This window comes from Actinomadura barringtoniae (assembly GCF_017573505.1).
Lineage (GTDB): Bacteria > Actinomycetota > Actinomycetes > Streptosporangiales > Streptosporangiaceae > Spirillospora > Spirillospora barringtoniae.
The window spans coordinates 176,915-200,811 of the sequence record NZ_JAGEOJ010000022.1; the positions used below are offsets into that span (position 1 = coordinate 176,915).

Sequence of the window (23,897 nt, forward strand, 5' to 3'; positions counted from 1 at the left end):
GCTACGGGTGGGCGGCCAGCACTGCCGCGAGGCCTTCCCGCAGGTCCTTGACCCAGTACCCGGGGACCTCCAGCGACGGGAAGTGTCCCCCGGCTTCGGCCGTCCTCCATCGGACGATCTGCCGGTACCGCTCCTGTGCCCAGGGGCGCGGAGACTTCTCGACGTCGCGGGGATACATGGTGATCGCCGACGGGACGTCGACCCGAAGCTCGGGGTCGAGCGAGAGGTGGCTCTCGTAGTAGATGCGGGCCGCCGAGGCGCCGGTCCGCGTCAGCCAGTACAGGGTGACGTCGTCAAGGATGCGGTCCCTGGAGATCGTCTCGAACGGGCCGTCTTCGGTGTCCGTCCACTCGGCGAACTTGTCCAGGATCCAGGCGAGAAGCCCGACGGGTGAGTCGACGAGCGAGTAGCCGATGGTCTGCGGCCGGGACGCCTGCTGCTTCGCGTACGCCGCGCGCGGACCGCCCCAGAAGGCGCTGGTCTCCTCGGCCCATGCGCGTTCGGCCTTCGTCAGCCCGTCCGTCGTCAGCCCGGGAGGTGCCTGCGCGGTCGTCGTGTGGATGCCGAGAACGTGCTCCGGGAACCTGCCGCCCAGGACCGTGGTGATCACGCCTCCCCAGTCGCCACCGTGGGCCACGAACTTGCCGTAGCCGAGCGTTCCCATCAGCTCCACCCATGCGGCCGCGATCTTCTCGATCCCCCACCCGGTGGTGGTCGGCTTGTCGCTGTAACCAAAACCCGGCAGCGAGGGAGCCACGACGTGGAACGCCGCCGCGTCCGCGTCTTGCGGATCTGCCAGCTCGTCGATGACATCGACGAACTCGGCAATGCTGCCCGGCCAGCCGTGCGTCAAGATCAGCGGAGTGGCGTCCGCGCGGGTGGACCGGCGGTGCAGGAAGTGGATCGCCAGGCCGTCGATGGTCGTGCGGAACTGGCCGATCTCGTTGAGGCGCTTTTCGAACGAGCGCCAGTCGTACCCGGTGCGCCAGTAGTTCACGACGTCCACGAGATCGGCGAGCGGAACGCCCTGGTCCCAGCGGGCAGGGCCGGGCGCGGCGCGGTGAACCGTCTCGGCCTCCGGCAGCCGTGCCGCCGCCAGCCGTGCACGCAGATCGTCGAGGTCGGCGTCGGTCGAGTGGGCTTCGAATGCTTGAACGTCGCTGGTCATGCGCCCTCCTGGCCATCGTGGAACCGACGCGTACCTGCCGAGAACCATCTAAGACGGTTCTAACATTCTCGACGCCGAGGCGCAACCGGCTAAGGTGGTTCCATGAGTGAGCGGTTCCCTGACTTCCGTCTCGGCAAGGTGCTGGCGACCAGCTTCACGGGGACCCTGTCGGAACGTCATGGCGACGCCGTGGAGCGCATTCCCGTACCGCAGCGGCTCGTCGACTGGCTGACGGTGAGCGGTCTCGCCGTGGAGTCCTGCACCACCGCCCAGCTCGAACGCGCCTGGGAGCTGAGGGAGTCGATCCACGCCGCCGCGACAGCGGCCGCGCAACAAGACCCGCTCCCTGCGTCCGCTGTCCAGGTCATCAACGACTACAGCGTTCAGGGGCGGGCCGCGGCCATCCTGACGCCCGACGGCACCCGGCAATGGCGCCTGAGCTCGGCTTCGTCCGTGGAGGACGCCCTCAGCGTGATCGCCGCCGACGCGATCGACATCATCTCGGGCGAACGAGACGGAAAGCTGGCCCTGTGCGCATCGCCGACCTGCCGAGCGGCCTTCTTCGACACCAGCCAGAGCCGCACCCGCAGATGGTGCGAGATGAACACGTGCGGGAACCGGCAGAAGAAGGCGCGCTTCAACGCCAACAAGCAGAAGGGACTGGTCGCCGACTGACGCTCCAGCTCGTCCGTCGGCGACCAGTCCCTACTGGTGTCCGTCAGCCGGTGTCCGTTAGACCGTTACGGCTTCCTGCTCCTCGACCTCGACCACCGCAGCGCTCTCCGGCGTCCGCGCGAGGACCTTGTCGTAGACGCGGGCGGTCTCGGCGGCGATGCGGTCCCAGGCGTAGCGGGAGTGGGCGCGGTCGGCGGCGGCGATGGAGTAGGCGGTGAGGGCGGACTCCTCGTTCAGCAGGTTCCGCACGGCCCGGCCGATCACCATGGCGCGGTCGCCGGGCACGTGGAGTCCGGTGATCTTGTCGAGCACGCAGTCGGTGCCGGCGCCGGTCGGGACGGCGATGACGGGCACGCCGCAGGCCATCGCCTCCAGCGCGACCCTCGCCGACGATCGGCGCGGGGACAGGCACAGCGCGAGCTTGGCGGTGCGCAGCAGCCGGGGCAGCGACTTGCGCGGCATGAGGCCGAGGAAGATGACGCGGTCGGCGACGTGCAGTTCCTTGGCCAGCATCCGCAGGCGGTGCACGGTCGGGTCGTCGTCCAGGTCCTCGCGGTCGGGACCGCCGGCGATCGCCAGCTCGGCGCCGGGGATGTGCTCCAGCGCCCGGATCGCGGAGGTCACGCCCGCGTCCTCAAGGTCGCGGCTGACGACCACGAGACGGTCCAGGTCCCCGCGCGGCAGGGCAGGCCCGGTCTGGCCGAACTGCTCACCGTCCACACCGGTCGGGGTGATCGTGATCCGAGGCCGCGCGATCCCCATGCGGACGAGGGTCTCGGCCTCCTGGCCGGTGGCGGCCAGCACGGCGGCGGCGTCACGCCCCAGCGCCCGCTCCAGCCGGACCCGGGCCGGGTGAACGGGGCGACCGGCGCGGCGGTCGGTCATGCCCAGGCCATGGAAGCCGTGCACCACCGGGATGTCCAGCTCACGGGCGGCGGCGACCGCCGCCAGGCCGCCGATCCAGCCGTGCGCGTGGATGAGGTCCGGCCTGGAGGAGGCACCGGCCCAGCGGCGCCGCAGCTGCGCGGCCAGCTCACGAACGTGCGGCAGGAGTTCCTGGTCGGGCAGCGGGCGGGCCGGCCCGGCGTCCAAGCGGTAGAGAGTGGCGCCGGAGCCCAGCCGCGACCATGAACCCGCCGCCTCGTCCTGGCGGCGCGTGTACACCGCGACCTGCCGTTCCTGCTGTCCATCGCCGTTCGGGGCGGCCAGCGCACGCGCCAGCTCGCGAACGTGGATCGCGGAGCCGTCATCACCGTCGACGTCGGTGGCGGAAACAAGAGCGATGTTCAGGGGGCCGTTCATGACACTCCTCCGGGTACACAAGATCACCTGGAGGTATCTGCGTCATAGACACCCACTCACCCCCATCACTAACCCGCTACGCCCAAAACCAAACCTTGAGTGACGTACCGCACTCCGATTTCTGACTAAATCGGTAGGAATAGTTGCATAGACGGAACCTCGCGTGATCTCATACGGGCATGCGAGTCCGGTTCGCCCTAGTCCGGCGACGTCACGTCGACCTGCGCCGCGTCACGGCCGCGGGCTGTCGGGCGATCTGAACGCCCGTTCCAACAGGCCGCCCACCCAGGCCACCCGCCCAGGCCGCTTGCCCGGGCGCCACCCAAGCATCACTCAGGCACCCCCCAGGCCTCCCGCCGCTGTCCGTACCGGCCCACGTTCGCGCGCCACCCATCGAGGCGCCGCCCATCGAGGCGCCGCCCATCGAGGCATTGCCCAACCCGTGCTCCAGGAGCTTCATCATGCTCAAGAACAGATACCGCGCGGCGGGAGCCGCCGTCCTCGCGCTCGCTCTCGCCGGATGCGCGGCGTCCGCGAAGGGCTCCGCCGCTGACTTCAAGATCGGCTACTTCCAGGGCGCGGTCGCCGGGCCCGAGGCGGTCGTCGCGGGCAATCCCGAGCTCGCCTCGAAGGTGCCCGGCAAGATCCAGCTGCACCCCATCGACAGCGGTGTCGCCGGCATGTCCCAGCTGCGCGCCGGGGCCTTCCCGTTCGTGTCCGGCGTCGGGAACCCGCCGTTCGTCGGCGCGTTCACCAACGGGACCGACGTCCGCGCGGTGTTCGTGGAGAGCATCGACGCGTCCGGGCTGGCCGTGCACGACAAGATCAAGGCGCCCGGCGAGCTGACGAAGGTGGGCGTGCTGGTCGGCTCCACCCTGGACTTCCAGCTGCGGGGCTGGCTGGAATCGCAGAAGCTCACCGGCAAGGTACAGATCGCCAGCTTCGCCAGCGAGGCGGCCGAAGCGGCGGCCTGGAAGGCCGGAAAGATCGACGCCGTCTACATCAGCCGGTCGTTCCTGCTCGAACTGCAAAAGCACAAGGCGAAGGTCCTGGTCACCTCGGCCGACGTCGCCAAGCTCGGGTACGCCGCCGTCAACCTGCTCGCCGTCACCTCCGCCTACGCCAAGCAGCACCCCGACGTCGTGCAGAACCTGGTCTGCCAGGTCTCCAAGGCGCAGACCCTCGTGAAGGGGCCGGACGTCGAGAAGTACGTCACGCCCGCGACCAAGTTCCTCGGCGTGAAGCCCGCGGACGCGATCGCCGCCACCAAGAGCTATCCGTACGTTCCGACGGCGGAAGAGGGCGCGTGGCTGAAGGGGCCGGACGGAACGGCGGCGTCCGGCAAGCTCGCCCAGAACTTCAAGCTGACCGCACAGTTCCTCGTCACGCAGGGCCGGGCGAAGAGCGTTCCCTCCCCCGAGCAGATCGCCGCGCACATCGACCCGACGTTCTGGGACAAGGCCCAGGCCGGAGGCTGCAAGTGAGCGCCGTCGCCGAGAGCCCGCCGATCACCGACCAGCCGACGGCCGTACGGCTGCGGGACGTACGCAAGACCTTCAGCCGCCGTAAGGCGGGTCGCAAGGCGGGCCGCACCGCCCTCGACGGGGTGAGCCTGGACGTGCGGCCGGGCGAGTTCCTCTGCCTCCTCGGCCCGTCGGGCTGCGGCAAGTCCACGCTGCTCAACATCCTCGCCGGGTTCATCACCGCCGACTCCGGCGAGGTCCTGGTCGGCGGGCGGCCGGTGACCGCGCCCGGCCACGATCGCGGCGTCCTGTTCCAGACGCCGAACCTGTTCCCGTGGCTGACCACCTGGCAGAACGTTCTGTACGGGCCGAAGGCGCGCGGCGATCTCACGCCCGCGGTGCGGGACGAGGCCGCCGAGCTGCTGGAGACCGTCGGGCTCGCCGACGCCCGCGACGCCTACCCGCACGAGCTGTCGGGCGGCATGCGGCACCGGGCCGCGTTCGCCCGCGTGCTGATCAACCATCCCGGCGTGCTGCTGATGGACGAGCCGTTCGGCGCGCTCGACGCCATCACCCGGGCGGGCATGCAGCGCTTCCTGCTGGAGCTGTGGCAGCGGCGCCGCACGACGATCGTGTTCGTCACCCACGACGTCGAGGAGGCGACGCTGCTCGGCGACCGGGTGTGCGTGCTGTCGGCCCCGCCCGGCGGCACCAAGGAGGTCCTCGACATCGACCTGCCCCGGCCGCGTTCCTACGACGACACCGAGACGCTCGCGTTCGTGCAGGCCAAGCGGCGGATCAGAGAGGCGCTGGAGAGATGACCGCGACCCAGGCTCCACCGGCGAACGCGACCACCGCCGCGCCTCGCCGGCGCCGCTCGTACCGCAGGCTCTGGACGGGCGCCGGCGCGCTCGCCCTCGCCCTGCTGGTGTGGGAGATCGCGGCGCGGATCGTCGGCGACACGGTCACGCTGCCGACCGTGTCCGAGACCGCCCGCACCCTCGCCGAGTACGTCACCAAGCCCTATCCCGAGGTGCAGGGCAAGACGCTGCTGGAGGACGCGCTCATCAGCACCGGCCGCATCCTCGCCGGTTTCCTGCTCGGCACCGCCGCGGGGCTGCTCCTCGGCGCGTCGATGGCGGGCGTCCGGGTGATCCGCGAGCTCGCCGACCCGATCATCGGCATCATGCGGCCGCTGCCGCCGATCGCGTTCATCCCGCTGCTGGTCGTCTGGTTCGGCATCGGCGAGACCTCGAAGATCGCGCTGATCTTCTTCGGCGTGCTGCCGATCGTGACCGTGGCGACGCTGGGCGCGCTGGACGCGGTCCCCGCCGACCTGCTGAACGCCAGCCGCAGCCTCGGCGCCTCGCCCGTGCACACGATGCTGCACGTACGGCTGCGCGCCGCCGTCCCCGCCGTCATCACCGGCACGCGCATCGCGATGGGCGGCGCCTGGACCGCCATCATCGCCGCCGAGATGATCGCCGCCACCGGCGGCGTCGGCTACCTCATCCTCCAGGCCGGCAACTACCTCCAGACCCCGCTGATCTTCGCCGGGATCACCGAGATCGCGGTCCTGGGCTTCGCCTTCGACGGCCTGCTGCGGCTCCTGCTGCGCTTCGCCGACCCGACCGTCCGCTAACGACTGCGCCGACAGCGCGCTGACAAGGGAGAACCATGTCCGACCCCCGCCCGATCGGCGGCCGCATCGGCGCCGAGTACACCGGCGCCGACCCGAACGCCCTGCCCCTCGACGAGATCAACGCCGCACTGCTGAAGCACCGCGTCCTGGTGTTCCGGGACGCCGGGCTGGACGACGAGGGCCAGCTGCGCTTCGCCTCCCGGTTCGGCCCGCTGACCCGCGCCCACCCGACCGTCCCGTCGGTCGATGGCCAGCCCGACATCCTCCCGGTGGACGGCGAGGAGGGTATCCGCTCCAACACCTGGCACACCGACGTCACCTTCGTCCGCACCCCGCCGAAGCTGAGCACGCTGCGCGCACTGGTCGTCCCTCCGTCCGGCGGGAACACTCTCATCGCCAACTCAGCGGCCGCCTATGCCGACCTCCCCGACGTCCTGCGCGACTTCGCCGACGGGCTCTGGGCCGTTCACACCAACGACTACGACTACGCGCTCCCCCGCACCAACCACGGCAAGGCCGCCGAATACCGCCAGGTCTTCACGTCCCGCCGCTACCAGACCGCCCACCCGGTGGTGCGCGTCCATCCCGAGACCGGCGAACGCGGCCTGTTCATCGGCGGATTCGCCCAGAAGATCGTCGGCCTCTCCGGAACGGAGTCGCGCGACATCCTGCGCCTGCTCCAGGCCTACGTGACCCGCCCGGAGAACATCCTGCGCGTCCAGTGGAACCCGGGCGACCTGGTCCTCTTCGACAACCGCATCACCCAGCACTACGCCCCCGACGACTACGGCGACCAGCCCCGCCGCCTCCACCGCGTCACCGTCGCGGGCGACGCCCCCACCGGCATCAACGGCGACACCAGCTACATCATCGAGGGCGACGAGGCCGCCCACTACTCCCCTCAGGAACCCGCCGTTCTCACCGCCTGACCGCCATTCACCGCGGCGACCGGGAGCTCGTCTTCTGAACGTGGGTGAACGTGGGGCCGCCTCCAGCGTTGGCGGCCCCACGTTCACCCTTCTGAGACGCGCGCGTCAGGCGGCCCGCCGGGCCCGCCTTCGCAGGCGGCGTCTCTCGTCCTGGTCCAGTCCGCCCCACACGCCGTGACGTTGGCCGGTGTCCAGCGCGAAGTCCAAACACGCCTGGCGCACATGGCAACGACGGCAGAACGTCTTCGCGGCCGCCAATTCATCGGGGCCGATCGGGAAGAACAGTTCGGGATCCGCGGACCGGCATCGCGCATAGTCGACCCAGGAGTCCATCGCGATCGCCATCGCCTATCTCTTGTTCTCTTCTCCCGTCTTCGGATCACTCTTCGGCCGACGACCCTGCCGCCCAGGTCGTGGTGATCACACCGATGCCGTAGTGGCTGCGGAGCAGCTCCTCCTGCTCGGGCGAGATGTGCTGGTCAGCGGTGTTCAGCGACGGCGCGGCCGCGACCTTCTCGGCCGTGTACGGAACGCGGCAGGTCCCGTCCACCATCTCGCTGGCGCCCACGGGAACGAGGTGGTCGTCCCCCGACTCCCGGCTGCGCACCAGCGCCCATTCAGGCTTGTGCTTCACGTCATCGTCAAAGACTTCTTCGATGACGCCCAACTCCACGCCGTCGTCCCCCGTCATGCGAGTTCCGACAAGGCTTTCGGCAGTCATAATGACTCCCCTCGATATGCCTGCAATAACAGTCGTAGTTCCCGACTGAGTGAGTCCTAACGTGGTTTTGACTTATTTTGGCCTGCGATGCCCCGCGCGATGAAGCCGAGGTCGCCAGCGCCCCTGTGTTGCCGACGTCGGGCGAACGTTTCTCTCCCAGCCCCTGCCCCAGCCACCAGGACGAAACAGCCGGCTTCAGGGCGTGCCCTCGGCTGTCTGGGTGCCGTCAGGGGCGAACGCGCGACGGCAGGAGGGGGCGCATGAACGTGCGGTTGTAGCGCAGGACGCAGCCGCTCTGGTCGCGGATCTGGTCGGCGGCGATGAAGTCGGGATCGGAGCCGAACCGGGATCGGTACTGCTCGTAGGCCGCCAGGCTGTCGAAGCTGAACAGCGCGCGGGCCTCGTCGCTGGCGCCCTCGGCCGGCAGGAAGTACCCGTGGTGAACGCCGCCGTGCCGTTCCACCAGCTCCATCCAGGCGTGGGCGAAGCGTTCGAAGTCGTCGAGCTTGCTCGGATCGATCTGGTAATCAACCACGCAGGTGATCATGCCGCCATGCTAGGCGGAGGGGTGCGCGGTCGTGAGTTTGCTCGATGACCGCGCACCCTCGGGGCGTTCAGCGATCAGCCGCAGTGCGTCCAGCCGGACGCCCAGCGGATGCCCTCCGCGGAGCCGCCCCACGAGACGCAGGTGTTGGCGGCGCTGAGCTTGGCCGGGCCGGCGTAATACTTGTAGTAGCCGCCGTCCGAGGCCTCCTTGAGGTCGCTCTTGCGCTCGATGTTCACCCGCAGGTCGTACGTCCTGGTCCCGTTCGGGCTCCGCACCCAGGTGACGGCGCAGTTGCTGGATCCGTTGTAGAACAGGTAGATGTCGGCCACCGAGCCGAGGGCGTGGTGGTCGATCTGGTAGTAGCCGCTGCCGCAGGCCCCGCTCGGCGTCGTGGCCGCGTGGGCCGGAGCGGTCACGGACACCATTGCCGCGGCCATGCCCAGAGCGCTGAGCGCGATGGCCGTCGTCCGCTGTGACGTGCGCATGAGTCTCCGTTTCGTACATCCATGCACGAGTTGTGCCGGAGGCACGGTAGCAGCGGCCAAGATCGTTTGACTACGGGTCCGGGCGGCGGACGATCTTGCCGGTCTCTGACGAAGGAGCGGCCTCAGCCGACCGTCCCGCCCGCGTTGCGGATCAGCTGATGGAGCACCTTCACCGTGGTCACGTAGTCGGCATCGTCGATGCCCTCATGGAGAGCGGCCCGGACCGCGGGTGCGTGGCTCGCGAAGTCGACTCGGGCCCGTTCACCTTCGTCGGTGAGCCACAGCCGGTCCTCGGCGTCCCGCCTCAGCCAGCCGCGTTCCAGGAGCACCGCGGACTCCGCCGCCACATCGTCCTCGGCCCGGATGTAGGAGGCCATGGCCTCCCGCAACTCGGCAAGAGTCATCCCGTGCCCATCGGGCGAGATGTCGTTCACCGAGAGATTGCGCAGCAGCCAGAACTGAGGCTGGGTGTAACCCTTCTCGGCCTGCCGTGCCCGGATGAACGCGATGAGCGCCTCATAGGCGACCCCGGTCCAGTACGCGGCCGGTTGCCCGGCCAGTGCGGCGTCGGACATCCGCTGGTTGGTCATGGTCCCTCCTGGTCTCTTAGTGCCGTGCCCGCATCCCGTGCAGGTCATGACGAGACCGTAAAACCTCGAGCAAACTTGAGGTCAACCGAGGAATCTCGGGTGAGGGCTATTGGGGGGCTGGGCCGATCCAGCGGTGATAGGCGTCCATGTCGACGTTGCTGCCGCAGATGATGGTGAGCACATGCCGGTCGGCGAAACGTTCACGGTCTTCGAGGATCGCGGCGATGCCGAGCGCGGCCGAGGGCTCGACGATCAGGCCCGCGTGGTCGAGGAGCATCCGCATGCCGGTGACGATCGAAGCCTCCTGGACCAGGACGGCGTCGTCGGCGACCAGCAGGAGATCGTCCAGGACCTCCGGGATGGGATGGCGACCGGCGACTCCGTCGGCGATGGTGTCGGCCGAGTCGGTGCTGACGACGCGATGCTCACGCCAGGAGCGCGTCATCGCCGGAGCGCCCGCAGGCTGAACGCAGATCACCTCGACGTCGGAAGCGTGGGACTTCACGACATGCCCCACGCCGGTGGCCATGGCCCCGCCGCCCAGCGCGATCAGGACGGCGTCGAACGAGGGCAGGGCGTCCACCAGCTCCAGGCCGATGGTCGCCGCACCCTCGCAGGTCTCCAGGTCCAGGCTGTCTTCGACCAGCCGGATGCCCTGGTCCCGGGCGATGGCCGCCGCGCGTTCGCGCGCCAGCTCGTGGTCGCCGTCCACCAGCTCAAGCTCGGCGCCCAGCGCGCGGATGCGCTCGAGCTTGGCCACCGTCGCGTGCCGTGATGCCACGACGGTGACCTCCAGCCCACGGCCCCGCCCGGACCAGGCGAGGGCCTGGCCGAGGTTGCCCGCGCTGGCGCACACGACGGCCCGCGAGCCGTTGGCGGCGAGCCCGCTCGCGACGACCTCCGTGCCGCGGGCCTTGAAGCTGCGGATCGGGTTCGCCGTTTCGAGCTTGACGCTCACCGCGCACCCGAGGACGGGCTCCAGCGCCTCACAGCGATACAGCGGAGTGTCGAGAAAGATCGGGTCGATGACCTGGCGAGCCGCCCGGATCCGGGCGGTGTCGAGGCGCGTCTCCTGCACGATCATGCAGCGTACTTCAGGCGTCTCCAGGCCCGGCAGGCCTCGGTCCCCGCAGGGCGGCTACTGCGGCGGCGGCAACTGGCCCGGCGCCTGACCGGTCGCCTGGCCTGGCAGCCGGCCCGGCGTCTGGCCGAACGCCTGGCCGGTCGCCTGCTCGGGCGCCGGGCTGAAGGCCTGCCCAGCGGCCTGACCGTAGGGCTGGCCTGGCGTCTGACCGTAAGGCTGGCCTGGCGCCGGCTGACCATAGGCCTCGCCGGGTGCCGGCTGACCGTAAGGCTGCTGCTGGAACGCTTGCCGGCCCGGAGCGTAGGTCTGGGCTTGGCCACGCCGGTTGGCGAGGGACTTCACGAAGCCGATGAACAGGAAGACCGGCACGAAGAAGGCCTTGAAGAAGATCACGTACGTGCCGCCGGTGAAGATGAAGCCGAGGTACACGGCGTAGCCGACGAAGCCGATGCCGAAGACCGTGTCCAGAGCGCGTACCCACACGGACTGGCCACCGCCGATGGCCGCCATTCCCAGCATGACGATGCCGGCAAAGGCCAGCAGCACCACGTACCACGAGAACATGGGCTCGGCACTGAAATCGATGTTCATCTTACTCCTGGGGGGATGAGAAGATCGGCGGGAGCGTAGCGTGACCAAGAATCGCCAGGCTAGTTAAGAGTTCCCAATTCCAGTGTGGGATAGGTCACATTAGGGAGAGTCAACCAACCCCCTCACCTGCACGTCTTGAAATCTGACCCGACCTTCGAGCTTTTCATGTCCAGGGAGATGACTACACAGAGCAACCAAAGTCGCCTTTGAGATGCAGGGCCCATGACAGGCCTGCAGTTTTCTCCACGCCCGGTCGACTTCCCTGAAGAAATGGTGTCCAGGGCCATCCAAAAAGGACTGTGCACGGCCCGGAATTGGCGGAAGGTCGGGTTTGTCCTTGGCGTGGTGGTCAGGTGTGTGTCGCCTCCGCGCTGCACGCTTGGCATGCGGGTGTACGGGGTGGCGCCCGCTTGCCTACGGTGACCCCGACCGCTCGACCGGCCCGTCACGGAGGTTGCAGCTCGTGTCTTCCAGTCCTTCCGTACCGGAGAACGCTGCGACCAGGCTCTTCACATCCCTCAAGCACCCGGACGTCGTTCGGTCGGCTCGCGGCTCGGTACCGGTACTGGGCGGGCCCACAGGCCTGGGTACCTCAGCGGCGCGAGCGCTGACCGCCGTTCGTGAGGAGGCGGTCGGCTCCGTTCCGGAGATCGGCGATCCGGAACGGCAGATCAAGGGGCTGCGGTGCCCGCCGGCCCTGCGCGACGACCGGGCGCTGGCCGACCGGGTGAACGAACGCCTGGTGGACTGGGCCGAGAACGAGATCGATCTCTACGACGACGCCGGGATGCGCGAGAAGCTCCTGGCGTTCGATCCGGGCCGTTCGGTGATGCTGTGCCACCCGGACGCCGTCACGTTCGAGCATCTCGTGGCGGCCGGGATGCTGCTGGTCGGTGAGAACGCCGTGGACGACTACTTCTGCGAAGAGGAGTACGGCGGCAGTCCCGACGGGCTCGGAGCACGCCTGGCCGTCGCGCAGGCGGCAATCGATCCGGCCCATATGCCACCGGGATACGCGCGGCAGTACGAGCAGGCGCTCGGGGAGCATCCGGCGCTGCGGGCCATGCGTTCGGCCATGGACCATTTTGAACGCATCGCCACCCCGGCCCAGGCCCAGCGCTACCGGCACGACGTCGCCAACCTGTATCTCGGCTACAACGCCGAGGGCGCCTGCGTGCAGACGGGCCGGGTCCCGTCGGTGTGGGAGTACCTGGTCCAGAGGCAGTTCAACAACTTCCGGCCCTGCCTGACCATCACCGACTCCGTCGGCGGCTACGAACTGCCCGCGCACGTCTACGCCCTCCCCGACGTGCAGAAGGCGACCGCGCTCGCCGGGAACGCCACCACCATCCTCAACGACCTCTACTCGCTGCGGAAGGAAATGGCGACCGAACGGCTGCACTACAACCTTCCGATCGTGATCGCCGACGAGGAGGGCTACGACATCCACATGGCGTTCCAGAAGGCCATCGACGTCCACAACGAGCTGGTCGACGCCTTCGAAGCGCTCGCCGCACCGCTCGCGGCGACGGATCCAGTCCTCGCCCGGTATCTCGCCGGCCTGTCCAACTGGCTCGGCGGCAACCACGAATGGCACTCCGGCCTCGTCGGCACCCGCTACGCCGTCGAGCCCTGACCGAACGCGGGTGTGGACAATGGGTCCATGATCCGTCCCATCTGTGTCACCTGCGGAGTGCAGTACGGCGAGCCGCGCGAGGACTGCCCGATCTGCGAGGACGAACGGCAGTACGTCGGCTGGGACGGCCAGCGGTGGACCGGCCTCGACGAGCTGCGGGCCGCAGGTCACCGGGGCAAGGTCGAGGCGGAGGGGCCGGGCGTCGTCGGCGTCGGCGCCGATCCGTCCACCGCCATCGGCCAGCGCGCCCTCCTGCTGCGGCACCCCGAGGGCAACGTGCTGTGGGACATGATCACCTACATCGACGACGACCTGATCGCGGAGATCAACGCGCTCGGCGGGCTCTCCGCGATCGCGATCAGCCATCCGCACTTCTACGGCTCGATGATCGAGTGGGCGCACGCCTTCGACGCGCCCGTCTACATCCATGAGGCCGACCGCCAGTGGATCGCGCGTCCCGACGAGGCGGTGCGGTTCTGGAGCGGCGACACGCACCAGATCGCCGACGGCCTGACCCTCATCAACGCGGGTGTCCATTTCGATGGCGGCCAGGTGCTGCACTGGCAGGACGCCGAGAACAGCCGCGGGGCTCTCTTCTCCGGGGACATCTTCACGGTGGTGAACGACCGGCGCTGGGTCAGCTTCATGTACAGCTACCCCAACTTCATCCCCGAGCGACCGCGCACGATCCGGCGCGCGCTCCAGCTGATGGAGCCCTACCGCTTCGACCGTGTGTACGGCGCCTGGTGGAAGAAGGTCATCGAGACCGATGGAGAAGCCGCGGTACGGCGCTCCGCGGACCGCTATCTCGACTTCGCCCTCGACGACGACTGACGCACCGGGGAAATCTCCACCTATGAGTGTCTGAGCAGTACCTGTTTTTGTTGGGGCGGCTCGGGCAGGGGGCGCTCTTGGCCGAAAGGAGAATCGGACATGAGCACGATTGAGCAGGCGATCGACGTGGCCGTTCCGGTCCGCGCCGCCTACAACCAGTGGACGCAGTTCACGGAGTTCCCGCGCTTCATGGAGGGCGTCGACGAGATCGATCAGGTCACCGACACCCGGACGCACTGGAAGACCAGCGTCGCCGGGGTGAAGCGGGAGTTCGACGCCGAGATCACCGAGCAGCTGCCCGACGAGCGCATCGCCTGGACCTCGGTCGATCGGCCGCGGCAGGCGGGCGTCGTGACGTTCCACCACCTGACGCCCGGGCACACGCGCGTGATGCTGCAGATGGAGTTCGCCCCCGAGGGCGCGGTCGAGAAGGCCGGCGACGCGCTGAAGCTCGTGGAGACGCGGGTCAAGGGCGATCTCAAGCGGTTCAAGGAGTACATCGAGGCCAAGGGCGGCGAGACCGGCGCGTGGCGCGGCGAAGTGGGCCAGGACCCCACGGCCTGATCGCCCCTGACCCCCGATCGACCGTTCGACCGTTCGACCGTTCAAGACAGTACGACCGACACAGATCGAGACAGTTCGAGACAGTTCGACCGACCGCCCAGAGGTTTGAGGGCCGTGGCGCGGGTAGCAGGCCGCTCGTGGGCGCCAGTGGCGCCACATGGTGGTCGAACGGCCGGACCGGGCGAGGACTTGGGGGTGCGCGCACGGTCTGGTCGTTCCGCCCCGGCCCCGGGGAGGGCCCAGATGATGAACATCTTCAGCACACTGAACGACACGACACTGAACGACACGAGCGACGCGGCCGCAGCCAGGCCTGCCTGCGGAGCGCGATGACAATGGACTCGACTGCCAGGGACCTGGTGGTGATCGGCGGGTCGGCCGGTTCGGTGGGACCGTTGAAGGCACTGGTGGCGGGCCTGTCGGCGGAACTGCCCGTCGCCGTTCTCGTCGTCCTTCACACGGCGGCCTCATCGACCGGCACGCTCGCCGCGCTGCTCAGCAGAGCCGGGCCGTTCCCGGCCGAGGAGGCCACGGACGGCGAGGAGCCACGGGCGGGGCGGATCTACATCGCCCGGCCCGACCACCATCTGCTCATCGACCGCCGCGAGGGCTCCGACCTCGGCAACGGTTCGCCCACCGAGATCATGCGGGTCGTACGGGGGCCACGGATCAACCGGGTCCGGCCCGCCGTCGATCCGCTGTTCCGTTCGGCGGCGCGCTGGCGCGGGCCGCGGGTGATCGGCGTCGTGCTCTCGGGGACGCTGGACGACGGCGCCGTCGGGGCCGCGACGATCGCCGCGCAGGGCGGTGCCGTGCTGGTGCAGGATCCCGGCGAGGCTCAGTTCGGCGGCATGCCGGCGGCCGCGCGGGTGAACGTTCCGGGCGCGGCCGTCGGCGAGTCCGGCGAGCTGGGGCAGCTGATCACGGAGCTGGCCGGTGTGGCGGGACATGTGACCGCACTACCCGATGAGGATCTGATCGTGGAGACGGAGATGAACGCCGGCGGCCCTCCAGGCAGGGCGGGGCTGCGCCGGGACCCTGGCGTCCCCGCCGGCCTCGGCTGCCCTGACTGCGGGGGCGGCATGAACGTGATCGAGACGCAGAGGGCCGTGCACTACCGCTGTCACGTCGGCCATGCCTTCTCTCCGCAGACGTTGGCGGCCGCGCAGGGCGAAGGCGTGGAGACCGCGTTGTGGAAGGCGGTGAGCGTTCTGCAGGAGAAGGCCGCCGTGCATGCACGGATGGCGGGCGGCGCCGCCGAGCGCGGCCACCAGCTACTCCACAGAGAGTTCTCCGCCAAGGCGGACGAGGCCGCCACGGCCGCCCAGCTGATCATGCGGAAGTTTCTGGCCACGGGATAGGACGTCGCCGCTCGATCCAGCGGCCGCCGGGCCGTGTGATCGCCGTGTGATCGATTCGTTGTGATTGTCCTCTGACGCGCCGGGTAGGGGAGGCGCTTCAGCGGACGCCGATCATGTGGAAGCAAGCCCTATGAACGTTCACCAGGCCGTACTGCGCGTGCCGGACGGCCGGCCGGATCCGCTGGGCGAGTATCTCGCCGAGATCGCCCGGATTCCGCTGCTGACCGCCGAGGACGAGGTCCGGCTCGCGCGGCGCGTCGAGGCCGGCGTGTACGCCGAGCACCTGCTGGAGACCGGCGGCGCCACCGAAACGACGATCAGCCGTGCCGAGCTCGCGGAGGTCGCGCGGGACGGGCACCGCGCCAAGGACCACATGATCCGGGCCAACCTGCGCCTGGTCGTGTCGCTCGCCCGCAAGTTCCCGCAGCACATGATGCCGCTCCTCGACCTCATCCAGGAGGGCAACCTCGGACTCATGCACGCCGTGGAGAAGTTCGACTACACCAAGGGCTTCAAGTTCTCCACGTACGCCACCTGGTGGATCCGCCAGGCGATCGGGCGCGGCCTGTCCGGTCAGGGCCGCATCATCCGGCTTCCCGTGCACGTGGTGGACGACCTCATGCGGCTGACGCGGATCGAACGCAACCTCGCCGGTACGGGTGAGGCGCCGACGGACGAGGAACTCGCGGCGGAGGCCGGGCACTCGGTGGGCAAGGTCAAGACCCTGCGCCGCCTGGCCCGCGAGCCGATCAGCCTGGACGCCGCTCTCGGCGAGGACGGCGAGGCCACCTACGGCGACATGCTCGCCGACGCCGAGGACGTCGCCGGCGAGATCGAGCTCCAGGACCTCCGGCGCGACATCCGTGCGCGCGTCCGCCGTCTCCCGTCCCGCGAGGCCCTGCTCCTCACCCTGCATTACGGCCTGAACGACGGCCGCGCGCATGGATTCAAGGAGATCGGCGACTTTCTCGGCCTCACCCGCCAGCGCGTACGCCAACTCCACAATCAGGCCCTGAACAGGCTCCGTGATCGGGCCGATCGCGAACCACTCCTCAGCTAGCCGAACCCCCTCCGCGAAGGGCGATGCAGCCGATCGGGCCTGGTCAGCGCGGGTTCTGCGCACCCGAAACGGGAAGGCTAGGGAGAAGAGGGGGGCGCTCTTAAAATGAGTGCAAAACTACCCGCGCGATCGCTTACCGTTTCCGGCAGATTCAGGCGGCGAGACGAGCGGTTCGACAACGGTTTGGCCGAAGGCCTGCTCAGCGAGATGAACGAGGCGGACATCGGCTCGCAGCGCCGCGAAGAGATCCGCGAACGGCTCGCCACACTGCACGCGCCGATGGTACGGAGCATCGCCCGCCGTTACGCCAATCGCGGCGAGCCGATGGAGGACCTCGAACAGGCCGCCTGCCTCGGCCTGGTCAAGGCCATCAACGGCTATGACCCGCGCCGGAGCGACAAGTTCGTCCGCTACGCCATTCCGACCATGCTGGGCGAGCTCAAGCGGCACTTCAGGGACAAGACCTGGCTCGTGCACATGCCGCGCCGGCTTCAGGAACTGCGTTCGCAGCTCAACGTCGCCACCAGGCAGTTCACGCAGGAGCACAGCCGTTCACCCACACCGGCGGAGATCGCCACCGTCCTCGGAGTGACCGAGGAGGAGGCGACCGAGGCCATCATCGCGTCGGACGCCTACAGCCCGGCCTCACTCGACGCGCCGATCAGCGGCGAGGACGGCGAGTTGCTCGGCGACATCGTCGGCGCGGAGGACCGGGCCCTGCAGAAGGTCGTCGACCTGCAAGCGCTGGCCCCGCTGCTGGACGCGCTCCCCCGGCGGGAACGGACCATCCTGCTGCTGCGCTTCTACGGCAACAAGACGCAGTGCCAGATCGCCGAGCAGATCGGGATCTCGCAGATGCAGGTCTCCCGGCTGCTGCAGCGCACGCTGCTTCAGCTCCGCCGAGGGCTCCTCGCCTAGAGGCCGCTAGCCACCGAGCAGGTCGAGGATGTCGTCGGCGTGCTCCTCCTCTTCGGCCAGGATGCCCTCCAGGAGCCGCCTGGTCGTGGGGTCCCGGTGACCGAGCCAGCGGATGATCTCCTGGTAGGTCTCGATGACGATGCGTTCGGCGACCAGGTTCTCGCGCAGCATGCCCTTCAGGTCGTCGTCGGAGAACGTCTCGTAGGTCGTGTGCGAGCGCTCGGCCAGCGTCGCCGGGTTGAAGTCCGGCTGCCCGCCGAGCTGGCTGATCCGCTCGGCGGCGCGCATCGCGTGCCCGCGCTCCTCCTCGGCGTGCTCGCTGAACTCCGCGGCCACCTGCGCCCGGTCGATGCCGGTCGCCGCGATCGCGTGCTGGGCATAGCGCGTCCAGCACACGATCTCGGTCGCCACCACGTCGTTCAGGACGTCGATGACCTCCTTGGTCTCCAGGCCGTAGGAATCGGTGACCGGGCCCTCGTTCATCTTCTGCCTGGCGCGCTCGCGGATCGCCTTCACATCGATGCTGAAGCTGTCGTCGGCCATGTCGCTCCTCCGTGGATCCTGCGTGGAATGCCCCTTGACCTTGGCTGCTACCCGCAGAGCGGCTTTCAATCAGGTGACCTGGCATGTTCGTCCGCGGTTTCGACGGGCAGGCGGGGCCCATGAGGCTCTCAACGCTCGCCCGGCAGCGGCCATGGCGGCCGCTGCGGGCGCTGGGATCGTGGCGCTCGCCGGGGCTGTGGCGCTCGCCGGGGCTGTGGCGCTCGCTGGGGTCATGGCGCTCGCTGGGATCGTGGCGCTCGCTGCGCCCGTCGCTGCGGTCGTTGCGGCGGGCGTTCGAAGGGCCCGGCCGCGACCGCGACCTGCTCATACAGGCCATGAAGTCGGCCGGGGCGGCGCTGCTCGCCTGGCTGATCGCCTACGAGTGGCTGAACGCGCCGATGTCGTTCCTGGCGCCCTGGGTCGCGCTCGTCATGGTCCACGCGACCGTCTACCAGTCGGTGATCAAGGGGATGCAGCAGGTCCTCACGGTGGTCATCGGCCTGCTGGCGGCGGCCGGCGGGCATCTGGTGACCGGCGACCGCACGCTCGCGCTGGCGCTCGTCCTGGCCGTGACGGCGCCGCTGATGTACTGGGACCGCATGGGCGACCAGGGCATCTACGCCCCGCTGACCGCCGTGTTCGTCCTCACGACCGGCGCTCCCGAACCCGCCGAGCTGCTGTCCCGGCTGGCCGAGACGGGCCTCGGAGTCCTCGTCGGCGTGGTCGTCAACGCGGTCGTGTTCCCTCCCGTTCACCTGCGGAGCGCGTGGGCGTCGATCCGCGCGGTCGCCGACGAGCTGGCCGAGCTTCTGAAGGAGATCGCCGACGGCCTGCGCGGCGCATGGGGAGCCGAGGAGGCCCGGTCCTGGCTGCGCGAGGCCGAACACACCGGCCGCCTCGTTCAGGACGCGTGGTCGGCGGTCGGCTGGGGGTACGAGAGCATGCGCCTCAACCCGCGCCGTCCCAGATGGCGCGACTTCCACTCCGCGCTGCTCCCCCTGGAGATCGTGACCAAGCAGACCCAGGGCATCTGCCGGACGCTGATCGACGCCGCCGAGAGCGACATGCCGGGCCCCGACCCGCGCTTCGTCGCCTTCTACGCCGAGGTCCTCGACCATGCCGCCGCGGTCGTGCGGGCCTTCGAGACCGAACGTCTGGACCCCGACCCGCCCGATCCGTTGCTCGGCGCGGTCGAAGAGGCCCGGCTGCGCCAGTCCGGCCTGCACGAACGGCTGCGGTCCGCCGAGTTCGACGTCGACGGCTCGCTCATCTACGGCGCCCTCCTGATCGAGGTCGACCGTCTCTTGTCAGGCCTCGGCCAGGAGTCTCACGTGTGATCCGTGATCCCGCGCCTCGTGCCGCGTCTTCAGGGCGTTCGGCTGCTCACTACGTGCAGGGCGCCGCGGCGGGCGTTGTTGCGCAGCTGCGGGGTGAGCCTGACGCCGGGCGCCGGCCGGCCGGTGAACGCCAATAGGGGTGGAGAGGTCTCGGCGGGTTGAGCGAGCCTTGCGAGGCGTTCCAGCATGACGCCCTCGCGGATCGCCCACGGGCAGATCTCCCAGCGGGACAGGCCGAGCGCCTCCATCGTGGCGTGGGCGACGACCGCACCGGCAAGGATCTGGTGTGCTCGTGAGGCCTTGATGCCGGGGAGTTCGGCCCGGCGCTTCGCCGTGAGGGCGGCCAGCTCGGGGATCCATTGCTTCAGGTCGTCGCGGTCCAGGGTGCGGGAGACGTACGGGCCCTTGCCGCTTTTGGGGGCACCGCACAGGCGCGCCAGCTGGAAGAACGTTCTGGACGTCGCGGCCGCACGTACCGGCGCGGGCCGGCCTGCCAGCTCGTCCACGACGTGGGCGAGCACGTCGTGGACGTGCGCGTGCAGGGCCTCGCAGCGCTTCCTCTTCACCGGGGCGCGGTCGTCCAGATGATGACGGGTCAGCAGGCCCGCCCCGAGGGGAAGCGACACGGCGAACTCGGGTGCCTCGGCGCTGCCGTAGGCGATCTCCATCGAGCCGCCGCCGATGTCGGCCAGCAGCAACGGTCCGCCCGACCAGCCGTACCAGCTGCGAGCCGCGCAGAACGTCAGCCGCGCCTCCCGCTCACCGTCCATGAACTCCAGCGCGACACCGGTGGCCGCCCGTACCTCCGCCACGACCTCCGCGCCGTTCGCGGCATCGCGCACCGCGGCCGTCGCGAACGGGATGAGCTCCTCGGCTCCGGCGGCCTCGGCCGCCACCACGGCCTCGCGAACGGCCTTGATCAGCCCGCCGATCGCCGCGTCGTCGATCACTCCCCGCCGATCGGTGGCCTCGGCCAGGCCGACCGGCACCTTCACCGCCTGAAACGACTCAGGAGGCCGCCCAGGGAGGAGATCCGCGATCCGCAACTGGGCAGAGTTCGACCCGACGTCCAGGACACCAATGCGCATGCGCCCCCGCTACCCCGCCTGCGGCCCTCAAACTGCGGCCGCGCCGGGGCCCCCGCACTCACGCGAAAGACATGGTCACGCCCATGTTTGAGGGGCGTGGCGTGGGTAGCCGCCCCATTGTGGGTGCCTTTGGCGCTCACGAGGTGGTCGAACGGCCGGGCCGGGCGAGGCCTGGGGGGTGCGCCTGCAGGCCTGGCCGTTCACCTCACTCGCTGGGAGGTGAGATCGATCTTCGCAACCCTGCTGCTGCCCATCGGAGGACTGCTCCTCCTGATCCTCATGCAGCATCTGGAATCGGCGCTCCTGTCAGGACGCGATAACCGTCACGTCCCCAAGCATCGCCCGCACTGAGCGAATCGTGGCTCTGCCACGAGCGGTCTGACGTGCCGGGACGACTACCGGCTGCGACCAGGGGCTTGGTCATGGACGCTACGGCGTACCAAACTTCGTTTTCTGGCCACAGCCGGGGGTCGTTGTGCGCTTTGTGCGCTGTGCGAGTGCGCATCCGCGGAGACAGTTGGGGAACACATGTTCCCTACATCCGCGAGAGGGTGGCGCCATTGACGACAACTCCGATCCAGGTCGCGCGACCGCCGGAAGAGGCCGCAGGCAGCCGTACCGACAAGCCTCCCGGCAGCCGAGGGGACGGCCGGTACGAAGACGGCCGTGCCGAGGAACTGCTCAGGGAGCTGAACGCCCCCGGTACCGGTGAGGGCCGGTGCCTGGAGATCAGGGACGAGCTGGCGAAGTTCTACACCCCGATCGTGCGCAGCATCGCCCGCCGCTACACGCAGCGGGGTGAGCTGCTGGAGGACCTCCAACAGGCCGCCTACCTGGGCCTGGTGAAAGCCATCAACAACTACAACCCCGACTTAGGGGACCATTTCCTGCGCTACGCGTACCCGACGATGCACGGAGAGGTGAAGCGGCACTTCCGGGACAAGACCTGGGCGATCCACATGCCGCGCCGCTTCCAGGAGCTGCGTTCGCAGCTGAAGGTCGTCACGCAGGAGTTCATCCGCGACCATCGCCGTTCTCCGACGATCGCCGAGGTCGCGGTCCTCCTGGAGGTCACCGAGGAGGAGGCGGTGGAGGTGCTCGTCGCCGCCGACGCCTACAACCCCGACTCGCTCGACGTTCCCCTCAGCGATGAGGACGGCGCCATCACGCTCGGGGACACCCTCGGGCGGGAGGACGTGGCGATGCAGAACCTCATCGACGGCGAGGCCCTGGCCCCGCTGCTGGACGCGCTGCCCGAGCGTGAACGGACGATCGTGCTGCTGCGGTTCTTCGGCAACAAGACACAATTGGAGATCGCCGCCGAGCTCGGCTGCTCGCAGATGCACGTATCGCGGCTGCTCAGACGCACTCTCACCCAACTTCGCGAGGGACTGCTCAGAGAAGAGTGACCGAGGTCTCGTCCAACGGTGGTTTGGTCTTCCACTGGAGGGAATGCAGGGCATGCTTTATGGCCGTTCGCCGTGACATGCCCCGCTGGCGACGTGCTTTCTACACCAGGGGTGGAAGAGCAGGTGCGCCATGGAAACGCTGTTGTTCGAGAGCCACGATCTCGGTGAGACCGAAGCGTTCCTGAGTGAACACTACGCCACGATGCGTATTCAAGGCGACACCGAACGCCCTGCCACCCGCGTTCGGCGCGCCATTCTCGGCCAGGTCAGCATCGACCGGCTGAACCTCGACTACGCCATGAGCTACGACGTCGATCCGCTCGGCAAGGTATGCCTGTGCACGGTCTCGTCGGGCACGATCGCCCAGCAGGTCGCCGGCCAGGACGAGGAGGTCTTCGGGCCGGGAGACACCGTGCTCTTCACGCCGCCCGACAAGCCCTACAAGGGCGAGATCCGGCGTTCGTGCTACGACATCATCATGCTCGACCCCGCGCTGCTGGCCCAGGTCGCCGGGCAGGAACTCGCCGAGCCGATCGACCTGGGCGGCCACCGGCCCGTCTCCAAGGCGGCGGCCGACAACCTGGTGAAGACGATCGCCTACCTGCGCGGCGTCCTCCAGGATCCCGAGCTCGCGGGCTCTCCTCTGATCGTCTCCGCCGCCTCTCAGCTCCTCGCCGCGAGCGTGCTCACCGCGTTCCCCGACCAGGCCCACGCCGACGAACGGGACCAGACCGCCGCACAGCCCGAGACGGTGCGCCGGGCGGCGGCGTTCATCGACGATCACGCGGACGCCGCCATCACGCTGGCCGACATCGCGGCCGCCGCGAAGGTCGGCACCCGTGCGCTGCAGTACGGCTTCCGCCAGCACCTGGACACCACCCCGATGGCCTACCTGCGCCGCGTCCGCCTGGTCGCCGCGCACGCCGACCTCGTGGCCGCCCAGGGCGAGCACACCACCGTCACCGCCATCGCCACCCGCTGGGGCTTCCACCATCCCGGCCGGTTCGCCACCACCTACCAGGAGGTCTACGGCTGCCCGCCGAGCCGAACCCTTCACGCCTAGCCGGACTCTGCACGCCAAGCCGGGCCCTGCACGCCGGCCCGGATATGGCACCGGCCTCTACCTCTGGCGAGGTCAGGGGCCGGTTGCGCTGGACGATGGTTAGGGGAGGGCGCTGAGCCGATCGGGGCGCTCCACCTGCGCGCGCCGAACGCGACGGCGGAGGTTCTGGAACTGGCGCGTCTGCATGATGAAGTGGGCGGGCTCGCCGAACAGGTAGGCGGCCAGCCGGTCGGCGATGCGCGGGCGCCCGCGGCCTCGCGTTCGTACGACCAGGCGCGTGCCGCCCTCCGCCGTGGGCCGCAGGTGGAACGCCCAGATCCCCTCGGTGTAGGCGGGCGGGTAGACGCCGCGCGGATCGAAGGGGCGGCCGCTCGGGATCTGCAGGTCCGCGCGCAGGATCAGCGTCCGGGGCCGGTCGAGCACCGCGACCGTGAACCAGGAGTTGCCGCTGGGCGAGGTGATCAGCCGTTCGCCGGCCTTCAGCTCCTGCCAGTCCGGGTCGATCCGTTCGGCGCTGGGGTGACCGGCGTTGTCGAGCCGGTCCCAGCTGTACCAGCCGCCGCGTTCGTGGCCCATCTGGACCAGCCAGGGCCACACCTGGTCGGGCGGCGCGGGCAGCGTCGCGGCCATCGTGGTCTGCTCGCTCGCGTCCGGCACGAGCTCGTCGCCGGGGTAGATCTCGGCGGCCTCGTCGGCCGTGGCTCCCCAGCGGAGCAGCTGCGGCCGAACGAGCACGGCGTACCAGCCGACGGCGAGAACGCCCAGGAAGACGGGGTAGCGCTTCACTTTTCGGCCCTCCTCGAGGTCACTTGAGGACGGGGAATCGGCGGATCAGCGGGAGGTTGCCCCACCAGCGGCCGAGCCCCAGGGTGTCGCCCGCGCTGACT

27 protein-coding genes are annotated in these 23,897 nt (G+C 69.3%); 15 read left to right on the top strand and 12 right to left on the bottom strand.

Translation table 11 applies throughout. The features are described from left to right. Position 1 precedes the first annotated feature (1 nt). The gene (locus J4573_RS42470) at positions 2-1,168 is read right to left on the bottom strand and encodes an epoxide hydrolase family protein (protein WP_208261834.1); all 1,167 of its coding nucleotides are present in this window, start codon (positions 1,166-1,168) and stop codon (positions 2-4) included. A gap of 102 nt (positions 1,169-1,270) precedes the next feature. On the opposite strand from J4573_RS42470, the gene J4573_RS42475 reads away from it, so the two are divergent. Continuing rightward, a complete protein-coding gene (locus tag J4573_RS42475) occupies positions 1,271-1,843 on the top strand; it encodes a CGNR zinc finger domain-containing protein (protein WP_208261835.1) in 573 nt (190 codons plus the stop codon). Positions 1,844-1,900: 57 nt separating this feature from the next. Here the strand turns inward: J4573_RS42475 and J4573_RS42480 are convergent, their stop codons facing one another. Further along, a complete protein-coding gene (locus tag J4573_RS42480; RefSeq protein WP_208261836.1) occupies positions 1,901-3,145 on the bottom strand; it encodes a glycosyltransferase in 1,245 nt (414 codons plus the stop codon). Positions 3,146-3,324: 179 nt separating this feature from the next. Here J4573_RS42480 and J4573_RS56835 point away from each other — a divergent pair, with 179 nt between their 5' ends. The 5 genes from J4573_RS56835 (at position 3,325) to J4573_RS42500 (ending at position 7,179) form a co-directional block, all read left to right on the top strand. Further along, the gene (locus J4573_RS56835) at positions 3,325-3,405 is read left to right on the top strand and encodes a putative leader peptide (protein WP_372443008.1); all 81 of its coding nucleotides are present in this window, start codon (positions 3,325-3,327) and stop codon (positions 3,403-3,405) included. Between the two features lie 201 nt (positions 3,406-3,606). After that, positions 3,607-4,629, top strand: coding sequence for an ABC transporter substrate-binding protein (locus J4573_RS42485; RefSeq protein ID WP_208261837.1), 1,023 nt, complete (start codon positions 3,607-3,609; stop codon positions 4,627-4,629). Then, entirely contained in the window at positions 4,626-5,429 is an 804-nt protein-coding gene (locus J4573_RS42490; RefSeq protein ID WP_307797348.1) for an ABC transporter ATP-binding protein, read from the top strand. The genes J4573_RS42485 and J4573_RS42490 overlap by 4 nt, the downstream gene beginning before the upstream one ends. After that, a complete protein-coding gene (locus J4573_RS42495; protein WP_208261838.1) occupies positions 5,426-6,250 on the top strand; it encodes an ABC transporter permease in 825 nt (274 codons plus the stop codon). Before J4573_RS42490 ends, J4573_RS42495 begins: the two co-directional genes overlap by 4 nt. A gap of 35 nt (positions 6,251-6,285) precedes the next feature. Continuing rightward, positions 6,286-7,179: a TauD/TfdA dioxygenase family protein gene (locus tag J4573_RS42500; RefSeq protein ID WP_208261839.1), complete on the top strand. Its 894-nt coding sequence runs from the start codon at positions 6,286-6,288 to the stop codon at positions 7,177-7,179. A gap of 105 nt (positions 7,180-7,284) precedes the next feature. Here the strand turns inward: J4573_RS42500 and J4573_RS42505 are convergent, their stop codons facing one another. From J4573_RS42505 to J4573_RS42535, 7 genes are all read right to left on the bottom strand, one after another. Beyond that, the gene (locus J4573_RS42505; protein WP_372443007.1) at positions 7,285-7,524 is read right to left on the bottom strand and encodes a WhiB family transcriptional regulator; all 240 of its coding nucleotides are present in this window, start codon (positions 7,522-7,524) and stop codon (positions 7,285-7,287) included. 34 nt (positions 7,525-7,558) lie between these two features. Further along, positions 7,559-7,870 (bottom strand): hypothetical protein, encoded by a 312-nt coding sequence (locus J4573_RS42510; protein ID WP_208261840.1) that lies wholly within the window; start codon positions 7,868-7,870, stop codon positions 7,559-7,561. Between the two features lie 256 nt (positions 7,871-8,126). After that, complete coding sequence (locus J4573_RS42515) at positions 8,127-8,447, bottom strand: NIPSNAP family protein (protein ID WP_208261841.1); 321 nt, start codon at positions 8,445-8,447, stop codon at positions 8,127-8,129. A 74-nt stretch (positions 8,448-8,521) separates the two neighbouring features. After that, positions 8,522-8,932: a hypothetical protein gene (locus J4573_RS42520; RefSeq protein WP_208261842.1), complete on the bottom strand. Its 411-nt coding sequence runs from the start codon at positions 8,930-8,932 to the stop codon at positions 8,522-8,524. A gap of 122 nt (positions 8,933-9,054) precedes the next feature. Then, a complete protein-coding gene (locus J4573_RS42525) occupies positions 9,055-9,522 on the bottom strand; it encodes a winged helix DNA-binding protein (RefSeq protein ID WP_208261843.1) in 468 nt (155 codons plus the stop codon). Positions 9,523-9,628: 106 nt separating this feature from the next. Continuing rightward, positions 9,629-10,600, bottom strand: coding sequence for a threonine ammonia-lyase (locus tag J4573_RS42530; protein WP_307797349.1), 972 nt, complete (start codon positions 10,598-10,600; stop codon positions 9,629-9,631). A 60-nt stretch (positions 10,601-10,660) separates the two neighbouring features. Continuing rightward, on the bottom strand, positions 10,661-11,197 hold the full coding sequence (locus tag J4573_RS42535; protein ID WP_208261845.1) for a hypothetical protein: 537 nt from the start codon (positions 11,195-11,197) through the stop codon (positions 10,661-10,663). A 463-nt stretch (positions 11,198-11,660) separates the two neighbouring features. On the opposite strand from J4573_RS42535, the gene J4573_RS55700 reads away from it, so the two are divergent. From J4573_RS55700 to J4573_RS42565, 6 genes are all read left to right on the top strand, one after another. Beyond that, positions 11,661-12,833 (top strand): family 2 encapsulin nanocompartment cargo protein terpene cyclase, encoded by a 1,173-nt coding sequence (locus J4573_RS55700; protein WP_208261846.1) that lies wholly within the window; start codon positions 11,661-11,663, stop codon positions 12,831-12,833. A 27-nt stretch (positions 12,834-12,860) separates the two neighbouring features. After that, entirely contained in the window at positions 12,861-13,667 is an 807-nt protein-coding gene (locus J4573_RS42545; protein ID WP_208261847.1) for an MBL fold metallo-hydrolase, read from the top strand. Positions 13,668-13,766: 99 nt separating this feature from the next. After that, on the top strand, positions 13,767-14,231 hold the full coding sequence (locus J4573_RS42550) for an SRPBCC family protein (protein ID WP_208261848.1): 465 nt from the start codon (positions 13,767-13,769) through the stop codon (positions 14,229-14,231). 335 nt (positions 14,232-14,566) lie between these two features. After that, positions 14,567-15,592: a chemotaxis protein CheB gene (locus tag J4573_RS42555; protein ID WP_208261849.1), complete on the top strand. Its 1,026-nt coding sequence runs from the start codon at positions 14,567-14,569 to the stop codon at positions 15,590-15,592. A 130-nt stretch (positions 15,593-15,722) separates the two neighbouring features. Continuing rightward, positions 15,723-16,652, top strand: coding sequence for a sigma-70 family RNA polymerase sigma factor (locus J4573_RS42560; RefSeq protein WP_208261850.1), 930 nt, complete (start codon positions 15,723-15,725; stop codon positions 16,650-16,652). Positions 16,653-16,859: 207 nt separating this feature from the next. Then, positions 16,860-17,570 (top strand): SigB/SigF/SigG family RNA polymerase sigma factor, encoded by a 711-nt coding sequence (locus J4573_RS42565; RefSeq protein WP_243774455.1) that lies wholly within the window; start codon positions 16,860-16,862, stop codon positions 17,568-17,570. Positions 17,571-17,576: 6 nt separating this feature from the next. On the opposite strand, the gene J4573_RS42570 is transcribed toward J4573_RS42565, so the two are convergent. Next, positions 17,577-18,113 (bottom strand): ferritin-like domain-containing protein, encoded by a 537-nt coding sequence (locus tag J4573_RS42570; protein ID WP_208261852.1) that lies wholly within the window; start codon positions 18,111-18,113, stop codon positions 17,577-17,579. 119 nt (positions 18,114-18,232) lie between these two features. On the opposite strand from J4573_RS42570, the gene J4573_RS42575 reads away from it, so the two are divergent. Then, on the top strand, positions 18,233-19,450 hold the full coding sequence (locus J4573_RS42575; RefSeq protein ID WP_208261853.1) for an FUSC family protein: 1,218 nt from the start codon (positions 18,233-18,235) through the stop codon (positions 19,448-19,450). A 29-nt stretch (positions 19,451-19,479) separates the two neighbouring features. Here the strand turns inward: J4573_RS42575 and J4573_RS42580 are convergent, their stop codons facing one another. After that, complete coding sequence (locus J4573_RS42580) at positions 19,480-20,445, bottom strand: Ppx/GppA family phosphatase (protein ID WP_307797351.1); 966 nt, start codon at positions 20,443-20,445, stop codon at positions 19,480-19,482. 653 nt (positions 20,446-21,098) lie between these two features. Between J4573_RS42580 and J4573_RS42585 the strand changes: the two genes are divergently transcribed. Both J4573_RS42585 and J4573_RS42590 read left to right on the top strand, forming a co-directional pair. Continuing rightward, complete coding sequence (locus tag J4573_RS42585) at positions 21,099-21,947, top strand: SigB/SigF/SigG family RNA polymerase sigma factor (RefSeq protein ID WP_243774456.1); 849 nt, start codon at positions 21,099-21,101, stop codon at positions 21,945-21,947. A 202-nt stretch (positions 21,948-22,149) separates the two neighbouring features. After that, positions 22,150-23,010, top strand: a complete 861-nt coding sequence (locus tag J4573_RS42590; RefSeq protein WP_243774457.1) for an AraC family transcriptional regulator — start codon at positions 22,150-22,152, stop codon at positions 23,008-23,010. A 99-nt stretch (positions 23,011-23,109) separates the two neighbouring features. Here J4573_RS42590 and J4573_RS42595 read toward each other — a convergent pair whose 3' ends face one another. Then, entirely contained in the window at positions 23,110-23,796 is a 687-nt protein-coding gene (locus J4573_RS42595; RefSeq protein ID WP_208261857.1) for an SRPBCC family protein, read from the bottom strand. Between the last annotated feature and the right edge of the window lie 101 nt (positions 23,797-23,897).

Excerpts from the sequence above, each read along its gene's own strand:
- J4573_RS42470 (WP_208261834.1), bottom strand. The coding sequence starts at position 1,168 with ATGACCAGCGACGTTCAAGCATTCGAAGCCCACTCGACCGACGCCGAC.
- J4573_RS42475 (WP_208261835.1), top strand. The coding sequence starts at position 1,271 with ATGAGTGAGCGGTTCCCTGACTTCCGTCTCGGCAAGGTGCTGGCGACC.
- J4573_RS42480 (WP_208261836.1), bottom strand. The coding sequence starts at position 3,145 with ATGAACGGCCCCCTGAACATCGCTCTTGTTTCCGCCACCGACGTCGAC.
- J4573_RS56835 (WP_372443008.1), top strand. The coding sequence starts at position 3,325 with ATGCGAGTCCGGTTCGCCCTAGTCCGGCGACGTCACGTCGACCTGCGC.
- J4573_RS42485 (WP_208261837.1), top strand. The coding sequence starts at position 3,607 with ATGCTCAAGAACAGATACCGCGCGGCGGGAGCCGCCGTCCTCGCGCTC.
- J4573_RS42495 (WP_208261838.1), top strand. The coding sequence starts at position 5,426 with ATGACCGCGACCCAGGCTCCACCGGCGAACGCGACCACCGCCGCGCCT.
- J4573_RS42500 (WP_208261839.1), top strand. The coding sequence starts at position 6,286 with ATGTCCGACCCCCGCCCGATCGGCGGCCGCATCGGCGCCGAGTACACC.
- J4573_RS42505 (WP_372443007.1), bottom strand. The coding sequence starts at position 7,524 with ATGGCGATCGCGATGGACTCCTGGGTCGACTATGCGCGATGCCGGTCC.
- J4573_RS42510 (WP_208261840.1), bottom strand. The coding sequence starts at position 7,870 with ATGACGGGGGACGACGGCGTGGAGTTGGGCGTCATCGAAGAAGTCTTT.
- J4573_RS42515 (WP_208261841.1), bottom strand. The coding sequence starts at position 8,447 with ATGATCACCTGCGTGGTTGATTACCAGATCGATCCGAGCAAGCTCGAC.
- J4573_RS42520 (WP_208261842.1), bottom strand. The coding sequence starts at position 8,932 with ATGCGCACGTCACAGCGGACGACGGCCATCGCGCTCAGCGCTCTGGGC.
- J4573_RS42525 (WP_208261843.1), bottom strand. The coding sequence starts at position 9,522 with ATGACCAACCAGCGGATGTCCGACGCCGCACTGGCCGGGCAACCGGCC.
- J4573_RS42535 (WP_208261845.1), bottom strand. The coding sequence starts at position 11,197 with ATGAACATCGATTTCAGTGCCGAGCCCATGTTCTCGTGGTACGTGGTG.
- J4573_RS42545 (WP_208261847.1), top strand. The coding sequence starts at position 12,861 with ATGATCCGTCCCATCTGTGTCACCTGCGGAGTGCAGTACGGCGAGCCG.
- J4573_RS42550 (WP_208261848.1), top strand. The coding sequence starts at position 13,767 with ATGAGCACGATTGAGCAGGCGATCGACGTGGCCGTTCCGGTCCGCGCC.
- J4573_RS42555 (WP_208261849.1), top strand. The coding sequence starts at position 14,567 with ATGGACTCGACTGCCAGGGACCTGGTGGTGATCGGCGGGTCGGCCGGT.
- J4573_RS42560 (WP_208261850.1), top strand. The coding sequence starts at position 15,723 with ATGAACGTTCACCAGGCCGTACTGCGCGTGCCGGACGGCCGGCCGGAT.
- J4573_RS42565 (WP_243774455.1), top strand. The coding sequence starts at position 16,860 with ATGAACGAGGCGGACATCGGCTCGCAGCGCCGCGAAGAGATCCGCGAA.
- J4573_RS42570 (WP_208261852.1), bottom strand. The coding sequence starts at position 18,113 with ATGGCCGACGACAGCTTCAGCATCGATGTGAAGGCGATCCGCGAGCGC.
- J4573_RS42575 (WP_208261853.1), top strand. The coding sequence starts at position 18,233 with ATGAGGCTCTCAACGCTCGCCCGGCAGCGGCCATGGCGGCCGCTGCGG.
- J4573_RS42590 (WP_243774457.1), top strand. The coding sequence starts at position 22,150 with ATGCGTATTCAAGGCGACACCGAACGCCCTGCCACCCGCGTTCGGCGC.